9 protein-coding genes are annotated in these 9,462 nt (G+C 34.5%); 6 read left to right on the top strand and 3 right to left on the bottom strand.

Features of this window, described 5'->3' with window-relative positions; genetic code table 11:
• Positions 1–301: 301 nt before the first annotated feature.
• Complete coding sequence (locus V7150_RS15880; RefSeq protein WP_335520195.1) at positions 302–2,548, top strand: poly(ethylene terephthalate) hydrolase family protein; 2,247 nt, start codon at positions 302–304, stop codon at positions 2,546–2,548.
• A gap of 60 nt (positions 2,549–2,608) precedes the next feature.
• On the opposite strand, the gene V7150_RS15875 is transcribed toward V7150_RS15880, so the two are convergent.
• Positions 2,609–4,009: a sensor histidine kinase gene (locus tag V7150_RS15875; protein ID WP_335520192.1), complete on the bottom strand. Its 1,401-nt coding sequence runs from the start codon at positions 4,007–4,009 to the stop codon at positions 2,609–2,611.
• The gene (locus V7150_RS15870; RefSeq protein WP_335520189.1) at positions 3,999–4,709 is read right to left on the bottom strand and encodes a response regulator transcription factor; all 711 of its coding nucleotides are present in this window, start codon (positions 4,707–4,709) and stop codon (positions 3,999–4,001) included. The genes V7150_RS15875 and V7150_RS15870 overlap by 11 nt, the downstream gene beginning before the upstream one ends.
• A gap of 206 nt (positions 4,710–4,915) precedes the next feature.
• On the opposite strand from V7150_RS15870, the gene V7150_RS15865 reads away from it, so the two are divergent.
• Entirely contained in the window at positions 4,916–5,044 is a 129-nt protein-coding gene (locus V7150_RS15865) for an alpha/beta fold hydrolase (RefSeq protein ID WP_335520187.1), read from the top strand.
• A 293-nt stretch (positions 5,045–5,337) separates the two neighbouring features.
• On the opposite strand, the gene V7150_RS15860 is transcribed toward V7150_RS15865, so the two are convergent.
• Positions 5,338–5,841: a DinB family protein gene (locus tag V7150_RS15860; protein WP_335520185.1), complete on the bottom strand. Its 504-nt coding sequence runs from the start codon at positions 5,839–5,841 to the stop codon at positions 5,338–5,340.
• Between the two features lie 446 nt (positions 5,842–6,287).
• Here V7150_RS15860 and V7150_RS15855 point away from each other — a divergent pair, with 446 nt between their 5' ends.
• From V7150_RS15855 to V7150_RS15840, 4 genes are all read left to right on the top strand, one after another.
• Positions 6,288–7,043 carry a DUF2087 domain-containing protein gene (locus V7150_RS15855; RefSeq protein ID WP_335520182.1) on the top strand — a complete coding sequence of 252 codons (756 nt, stop codon included), beginning with the start codon at positions 6,288–6,290 and terminating at the stop codon, positions 7,041–7,043.
• A gap of 22 nt (positions 7,044–7,065) precedes the next feature.
• On the top strand, positions 7,066–7,419 hold the full coding sequence (locus V7150_RS15850; RefSeq protein ID WP_335520179.1) for a GIY-YIG nuclease family protein: 354 nt from the start codon (positions 7,066–7,068) through the stop codon (positions 7,417–7,419).
• 212 nt (positions 7,420–7,631) lie between these two features.
• Positions 7,632–8,363 (top strand): TerC family protein, encoded by a 732-nt coding sequence (locus V7150_RS15845; RefSeq protein ID WP_335520177.1) that lies wholly within the window; start codon positions 7,632–7,634, stop codon positions 8,361–8,363.
• Between the two features lie 322 nt (positions 8,364–8,685).
• Positions 8,686–9,300 carry an undecaprenyl-diphosphatase gene (locus tag V7150_RS15840; RefSeq protein WP_335520174.1) on the top strand — a complete coding sequence of 205 codons (615 nt, stop codon included), beginning with the start codon at positions 8,686–8,688 and terminating at the stop codon, positions 9,298–9,300.
• The last annotated feature ends 162 nt before the right edge of the window (positions 9,301–9,462 follow it).

The following is a 9,462-nucleotide window of genomic DNA, read 5'->3' as shown; positions in this document are numbered from 1 at the left end:
AAGGCGTGTTTTGAACAATCTTCTTTCAAAACACGCTTTTTTTGGTCTTTTGTCAACGTTTATAGAGTTAGTTTAATCAAACTTTATTTCAAGAATGAAATTGGAAATAAAATACATCCTTTAACCCGTTTTTACACGTATCTTAGGATAACTCAACAAGGAATATGAAAGGTAATAACAGACATCCCCTTATGAATGATTGTAAGGTTATTGAAAGAATGAAGTAAGCATGTAGAAAGAAATAACCTGTAAAATTTTGTAGTGAGAAGAAACATTGATGTTGTCTAAGGAGGATGAAAGAATGGAGACGAAAAAAGAGAAACTCCCCCAATTATTAAGTGTAATTAAAGTAAAACGAAATCGCATTAAGTCATTATCACCAGGATGGAAGGGAGCATCATTTGTTCTTGTGTTGGCGGTTTTGTTTCTCTTCTTAATTCAAGCGCATTATTTATTATGGGAGCGGGGCTTTATTGATTTTGCAGTAGGTTCATTTTTATTTATTGTAGTTGTTGTATTACTATGTGGGTTTATCACACTACTTGTACATGGAATCAAGAAAATGCCGAGCCGCTATCTTTGGCTATTTTTGAGTTCATTTGTGCTACTTTATATCTGTTTCGTAGGACCTTTATATGTTTCTAGCGCAGTTGTCCTATTTATTATCTTCGGGTTATCTATTTGGGGTGCTGTTTTGTATAAATTTATTCAAGGTAGTTACAAAAATACAACAATGCTGAAGAAAATTGTAGCTAGCGGATTATTTGTATCAATGACAATAGCTCTCGGACTTGCTGGATTCTGGATTGTCAATGATGGCGAAGCGGAAGTCGCTGGAGTAACATTGAAAGAATTGAAAAACTCCCCAAGCTATGAAGAACATTTAGTGAAAAGTCCGATAGAGAAAGGACCATATCAAGTTAATACGATTACATATGGCAGTAAAAATAGTTACCGAAAGGAGTTTAACCAACATGATTCTCTCTTAACAAGAACGGTGGATGGTTCAGCTTTCGTGGAAAAATGGTCTTCTCTAAGATCGAAGACGGTTGGCTTTGGACCTGAAGAAATGCCACTGAATGGATCAGTATGGTATCCAGAAGGAGAAGGGCCCTTCCCTTTAGTTGTAATTGTGCATGGAAATCATATGATGACCAGCTATTCTGATCCTGGTTATGATTATCTTGGCGAACTGCTAGCAAGTCGCGGCTATATTTTTGTTTCTATTGATGAGAATTTTCTAAATGCCTCACCATATGACGATATGTTTATGGTCAGTGCTTTAGAGAATGAAAACCCAGCAAGAGGTTTGTTAATACTTGAACATATTAGAACATGGAAGGAGTGGAATTCCGATAAAAGAAACCCGTTTTATCAGAAGGTAAATATGGATCAAATAGCCCTTATCGGTCATTCTCGTGGAGGAGAAGCGATTGCGATTGCTGCTGCTTTTAATAAGTTAAATAGTTTTCCTGATAATGGTAATATTAAGTTTGATTATAATTTTCATATCCGTACCTTAATTTCTATTGCGGGGACGAATGGACAGTACAAGTCCTCTGGTAAGATGATTCCTCTTGAAAATGTGAATTTCTTGGCATTGCATGGAGCCCATGATATGGATGTAAATACGTTCGATAGCGCAAGTCAATATAATCGAGTAAGTTTTACAAATAAGGAAGACTTTATCACAGCATCTGTCTATATTTATGGAGCTAATCATGGGCAATTCAATCGTCGTTGGAGTAGAGGCGATGGAGTAGGGATGGGGAATCAGCTCTTTAATTTAAAACAGCTTATGTCACGAGCTGACCAAGAAACAATAGCAAAAGTATTTATTTCTGCTTTCTTAGATGGAACATTGCAGAATGAGAAGGAGTACAAAAATATTTTCAAGGATATTGGCTATGCGAAAGAATGGCTTCCCGATACGATGTATATTAGTAATTATAAAGACTCGAATACAAACTTCATTTCGACATACGACGAGGATATCGATTTATTGAGTACAACAATTCCAGGAGGTAAACTAATCGGAAAGAATTTACAGGTGTGGAAGGAAGAAAAGGTGAAAATGAAGTATGGGGAGGATGAATATAGTGCTGTTAGATTAGGGTGGAATTCCAGTAAGTTTTCAGATACTACTTCTTATACAGTAGTCCTGCCGGATGAGGGCATAACATTTACTGAAAATAGCTCAATCGTCTTTTCGATGGCGGATAGCAGTGAAAGAAAGACTACATCTTATCATGAAGATTTGATTGATTTAACAGTTAAAGTTGAAGATAAAAATGGAAATAAAGCAAGCTTGCCTTTAAGCCATATTTCGAAATTAGTACCAATGATCGAAGGTAAACTACTAAAATGGCCTTTTGAAAACCTTGGAGAAACGAAGGAACCAGTATTTCAAAACTATAGTTTTAAATTAACTGACTTTAAGCAAGTGAACAGTCATTTTAATCCATTAGCACTGCAAAAAATAAGTTTTGAATTTGATTTAACAGAGAAAGGCACTATCTTAATGAACGACATCGGAATACGAAATTAGTATCTGGTAATTTGTAAAAAGGCTGCTTGCATATACTGCCGGCAGCCTTTCTAAGTTAACTCATTTAAATAATATAATTTGAAACACCGTATTCCCCATGCTCGTATCTAATTCAATTTGGCCACCATGCTTTTTAATGATATTTTTAGAAATAGTTAAACCTAGACCTGTTCCTCCGTCGCTTTTTCTCGATTGATCTCCTCGGACGAACGGTTCGAATATTTTTTCTTTTAACGAATCAGAAATTCCGATTCCATTATCAATAACGGAAATACGAACATATGTATTTTCTTCTTTTAATTGAAAGAGCACCGATGTTCCTGCGGGATTATAAGTCAATGCATTAGAGAGAATATTGGAAACAGCACGGTATAAAAGCTTGTGGTTGAAAGAAATAATTATTTCCTCTTCTGGAATATCCACATGAAAATTGATGTTCTTTTCTTTGAATGAATAATAAAATTCTATAGCCATTTGACGAATAAACTCTGTCATGTCTGAACGTTCTTTTGTAAATGGATAGTCAGGACTTTCTAGCTTGGACAATTCAAATACGTCCTCAATTAAGCTTGTGACCAATTTTGTTTTCGTATGGATAAGGTCAAGTGTACTTTTTTTCTTTTTCTCATCTGTAATAAGCCCTCTTTGCAATGCCTCAATATAGCCTTGTATCGAGGTGATTGGCGTTTTGAGATCGTGGGAAATATCTACAAGCATACGCTGTTTACTTTCCTCTAATTGTTTTTTCTCCATTTCTGCTTCTTCTAGTTTTTCTGCCATTATATTGAATTGCTCTTGAAGCTGTTGTAATTCGTAGTTAGATTTAAAATGAAGTCTTTTGTAGAATTGGCCATTCGCTATATTTCTGATTCCTTCAGAGATATAACGAAGGGGACTGGTTATTTTTCCAGCAGTCCAGATACTATGAATATATACATTGATAATGAATAGGAGAAAACATAAGGCTAATGTTTGTAATAGGAATTTCCAAAATATTGATATAAACCCTTTTGATTCATGTGAAAATTGAAAGCTAGTTGATAAGTATTTTTTGGGAATTTTAACAAAACAATAGAATGTGCGTCCGTCTTTCGTTTTAAAGGGTGCTAAAGTTGCATGATATAAATTATCATCTAAATCATAGAATTGGCGGTTTATTTCTTTTTCTGTGTAGCTTAAAAAAATATCTTGTTTTTCTCCCTTAACATAGATAACACGCAAATGATCATCAAGAATTTCAATCCATCCATGAACCTTTTCAATTGCTTCGGACTGGATGTCAACATAATTTTGTTGTACGATTTCACTCGCTTTAAGTTTCGTAAAATCAGAGTCGCCAAATTCATTAAGCAAGCGGTAATTAAATATGACTAATAGAAGAAAGATGATCATTCCAGTTGTAATTGAAAAGAAAACATAATTTTTTATGAGATTTTTTGCTAGCTTATTTTTACTTGCCATTAAGCTCTTCGTTTTTAGAGAAACGATATCCTAGTCCGCGAATCGTCCTAATATAAATTGGATTTCTCGACTGATCTTCAATTTTGTCCCGAAGTCTACTAATTTGAACCATAATCGTATTATCATCGTTAAAAAAATAATCTGACCGAACCTTTTCAAAAATCTGCTTTTTTGTAAAAATACGTCCAGGCTCTGCCGTAAAAAGCTTTAATAGCTTATATTCCATTGAACTAAGCTGAATGGGTTGCCCGTGCTTATACAAAATGCACTCATGGTGGTCAAGTACAATATCTCCAATACAAGTTCTTGCTTCCAGTGAAGCTTTCTTATCGAACTCATAGGTTCGACGAAGCTGGGCTTGAACGCGGGCAACAACTTCCATAGAGCTAAAAGGTTTTGAAATATAATCATCAGCACCAAGACCAAGGCCAAGAATTTTATCTGTTTCCTCATTTTTAGCTGATAAAACGATAATTGGCAGCTTGTATTTCTTCCTAATTAATTTGATTAATTGAAAGCCATCGAGTTTTGGCATCATAATATCGATAATTGCTAGATCAACGTGATTGTTTTGTATGCTTGATAAAGCCTCATCGCCGTTGTTCGCTTCAATTACTGTAAATCCTTCTATCTCAAGGAATAATCTTAAAAAATTGATAATTTCTAGCTCATCATCAGCGATAAGGATCGTTTTACTCATAGATTTCCCTCCCATAAAATAATTGGATGATAGAGTAGTATAATTACTGAAAAATGAAAAAATATATATCCTCATTATATTTTTATTAAATTAATTTCTGTTTGTCAAGATATTTTCTTTAGGGATTAGACTGATCACAACTGACCGACCTGGATTCGGGATATCATGAGAAACCCGATAGAACCGTTTTAGATTGGGGAAATGATATGGAAGATCTGGTTGATAAATTAGGTATCAACCAATTTTCTATTATCGGGGTTTCAGGTGGCGGGGCATATGCTGTTGCGTGTGCTTATCAATTTCCTGACCGAGTGATAGGTATTTCGTTGTTCTAAGCCGTGGCTCGTTTTGAAAATGGAAAACTTCCAAAAAGTTTATCTAAAGAGAATCGAAAGGCGTTCACCCTCGCAAAATATGTACTCTGGCTTATGAAGATGACCTACAACGCTCAGAAAAGGAAATTAGAAAAAAGCCAGAAAAATTTAAAAAATGCCATGAAAACAGAAAATAAACATTTATGTAATTTGGATCGAAAGTTTCTTCAGGAGGTTCACGTTATATAGGTTTTTGAGGTACAGCCAACATTATACGGTAAAATGTTGGCTGTACCTCCTAAGATAGAATACATTTAATTAGTTTGTGTTTCCATTCCATACGCTTCCGATTCCTCTAGTGAAGGTCCATATACTCCTGGTACTTTCAAACCTGCTTGACGCATTAGAACCGTCATTTGACCACGATGGTGAATTTGGTGAGAATTTAATATAAAAAGTGTTAGTCCATTTGGCCATTGTTCCCCATACATATTTTTCATTTCTTTTAATGATTCGTCTGTCCATTTCTCTTTTATTGCAGCGATCATGGATTCACTTGACTGACGATAGCTATTAGCTATTTCCTTTGCAGAAGATGGTACTTGGCTCCCATGCTCCGCTGCATCAAATTTAAGTCCAGTTTGAGACATCAACTCATGTAGAGAAGTAACAATATGCCAAGCAACTTTTCCAAGTGTCCAGTGACCTTGAGCCACCTCCTGATTCAAAGAATCATCTGTCAGTACATCCATGACTTTTTGTGTTGAGTTTGCTTCATGGTTCCAGTTCTTCACAAATTCTTCGATTGTACGATACATTCTTCTATTCCTCCTTGTGAAACGTTTCTCTATACATTTATTCGATAAGGTACAAAAAATATTCCTTCTAATGCATCTGATTTACTTTGAAATAGGGTTAATTGTGACCGTCTATCCTAAAAATGCGAATTCACGGGCACAAATAGTGATTGATTGTTCCCGTCTATCTAAAATAAACGAGTTCACGGGCACAAAAAGTGGTTGATTGTGACCGTCTATTCCAAAAAAGGGAATTCACGGGCACAAAAAGTAGACAATTGTGCCCGTCTATCCCAAATAAGCGATTTCACGGGCACAAAAAAGTGGTTATGGTGACTGTCTACCTAAAAAATTCGTTCTATCTAACATATGATTAATAAACTTTTAATTAATATGTTTGTAAAAAATCAAACAAAATCATATAATGTTTATAAAAAGTGATAAATAAGTCAGTAGGTGGATGCAATATGGAACTTTCGGAGATTTTCTGGAATGCCTCGGTCGAAGAACTTAAGCGTGGGTATATAGATAAGGCCGATTCTTATAAATGCCTTCTTTGCGGCGAGAAAGTGGAAAAGGGGATTGTTTATCCATATGAGGGAATTCTTTATGAAGCTGAAAGATTTATGAGAATTCATATTGAAAAAACCCATCAATCGGTTTTTGAGTATTTGCTTGGTCTTGATAAAAAATTCACTGGGCTGACTGATCACCAGAACCATCTTCTTCGTTTATTTTATCAGGGTAAAACCGATACAGAAGTACGGGAGGAAACGGGGATAGGAAGTGTATCCACCATTAGGCACCACCGTTTTGCCTTAAAAGAGAAGGAACGACAAGCAAAGACCTTTTTGGCGATGATGGAACTTTTAAAGGAAAAAGATAAACATGCTCCGGCTTTTGTGCCTCCGCCTAAAACAGCAAAGATGGTAGACGATCGGTACAATATTACACAGGAAGAACAAGAGCAAATAGTGAAGAAATATTTTCTTAATGGAACAGAAGGACAATTAAAGAAATTTCCGTTGAAAGAAAAGCAAAGGCTTGTTGTACTGAGCGAGATTGTTAAACAACTTAACCGCGAAAATACTTATAATGAAGCGGAATTAAATGAAATATTGATGTCTTTTTATGATGATTATGCACTGATCAGAAGATATTTAATAGAATACGGGTTTTTGGATCGAAAGCTTGATGGAAGCCTATACTGGCTTAAAAAGTAATATAAAAAAGGTGGTAAATAATATGGATCGTAAAAAAGAACTCAAGCAATTATATAAAGAGACTCCGATAGAAGCAGGGATATTTCAAATCAAAAACATGGAAAATCAAAAGGTTTTCATTGGCAGTACTAAAAATTTGAAGACATTAAACGGATTAAAATTCATGCTTGATACAGGCGGGAATAGGAATAAAGAACTTCAAAAAGAATGGTTGGAATTTGGAAAGGAAGCCTTTGAAATTGAAGTTCTAGAAATCCTAAAAAAGAAGGAAGAAGCCTATTTTAACGAAAAAGAAGAACTGCAAAAGCTTGAAGAAAAGTGGTTAGAGCAGCTGCAGCCCTATGGAGAACGGGGCTATCATCACCAAAAAAAATAAGGCCCACCTGAGTTTATTGACCAAACATGTAATAGCATGTTTGGTTTTTTTCTTTCATATATTTACAAGCCCTACATAAATATAGAGTAGAGTGCAAATTGGGTTGAGGGAAAATTGTAGGGTACAAGCTTTATGTTCATTTTGTAGAAAGTTTTTGATGATAAAGTAATAACTTGTTACTTTTGGTAGATGAGAAGGGAGAAAAAAAGCGGATGGAACTCCTACAAGAAATAATTAATACCTATAGTTCATTTTTTTCATTTGAGACATTAGAGAATGTTGTAACGGATCCTGCTAGCTGGGGAATTATTGGGAGCCTAATTATTCTTGAAGGATTATTATCTGCAGATAATGCCCTTGTTCTAGCGGTTATGGTAAAGCACCTGCCAAAGGACCAACGTAAGAAAGCTCTATTCTATGGGATATTTGGTGCCTATTTTTTTCGTGTAGTGGCAATTGGATTAGGTGTTTCCTTAATCAACATTCCTTGGTTTAAAATTGTCTGTGGTCACTATCTACTTTGGATAGTTTTTCAAAATTTTGTAAAGAAAAATGAAGAAGAAGATGAAGTTCAAAATAAGAAAATGGGATTTTGGAGAACGGTTTTAACCGTAGAAATAATGGACATTGCTTTCAGCTTTGACAGTGTGATTGCCGCTTTTGGCGTTTCTAATCAAGTATGGGTTTTATTCCTCGGAGGAGTGCTGGGGATTTTAATGATGCGCGGAGTCGCTCAATTATTCATTACATTGATTGAAAAAGTTCCTGAATTTGAAATAACTGCTTTTCTTTTGATTGGTGTTATTGGAATAAAAATGATCATCTCTGCATTTGGTTTCCGTATGGATGAAGTTGTATTATTTAGTATAATAATCGCCGTATTCATGGGAACCTTCATCGTCCACTTATTCAGAAAAAATTCTGGGGATGAAACAACGATGTAAAATTTTTATAGAGGGAAGGGGAAAAAGTTCGAATAAAAGAAGGACAAGAGATCACGAAAAATTTATACAGGCTTCCATTAATAGGTGCGAGTAATCATATAGCAGATGTTTCTTTAAAACAAAATTAATCAGTTTGTAAAAAGTAGCACCTTTTGAAAAAAGTTAAACCGTTAAAAAAAGATGAATTGGAGATATTGAATAGGAACTAACACCAATCTTACAAAATTGTAATATTAAGTCATAAAATGTAATTTGAATCGATGGCAGATCACCCTTGCTCTCTTTTAAGATATAGAAAAAAGAGATAGGATGGTGGTAGGGTTTGCAACTTTCTGAAGTTAATATTTCACTATTTAGATTGGTTAATGACTTAGGAAAAGAGTATACATATTTAAATCCTGTTTTTAGTTTTATTGCTGAATATATGGTTTTAATACTTGCACTAGGTGTTGTTATTATCTGGTTTACACGGGACAAAAACAATAGGTTAATGATTCTATGTGCAACAATCACTTTTATTTGTGCATTTATAATCGGAAAAATATCAGGTCAATTTCATTCAAATTTCCAACCATTTGCAGAATTATCAGATGTAAATAAGCTAATCGAGAAAGAAAAAGATAATTCATTTCCCAGTGACCATACAATTTTATTCTTCTCATATTGTATTTCTTTTTGGCTTTTCAAAAGAGGCTGGTCAATCTTATGGATCATGTTAGCTTTTCTAGTTGGCATCTCCCGTATTTGGGTAGGTGTTCATTATCCATTTGATGTTATAGCAGGAATACTAATAAGTTTTGCAACTGCAACCCTTATATATTTCACAGTACCTAAATTAAGTGTTACTAAAAATATTCTAAGGATTTATGAAAAATTGGAGGACACACTTTTTCAGCTATTTAAAAAGTCAAAAGGAAACAAAACAAAAAACTACTAAAGTCAGCATTAAATCAATTGTTATTCAACAAACGGGGCGTTAATTGGATAAGGGTTATAGAGATGAATAAACTTATTTATAAAAGAATGATTTAATTAAATATGTTAAGAGTGTGTTTTGATCATTTTTTATCTCAAAACATGCTCTTTCTTTTTGTTCGTT

The sequence above is a fragment of the Neobacillus drentensis genome (assembly GCF_036965245.1).
GTDB classification, from domain to species: domain Bacteria; phylum Bacillota; class Bacilli; order Bacillales; family Cytobacillaceae; genus Neobacillus; species Neobacillus drentensis_G.
Note: the sequence above shows the minus strand (reverse complement) of the source record. Positions and strands in the feature narration are given on the sequence as shown.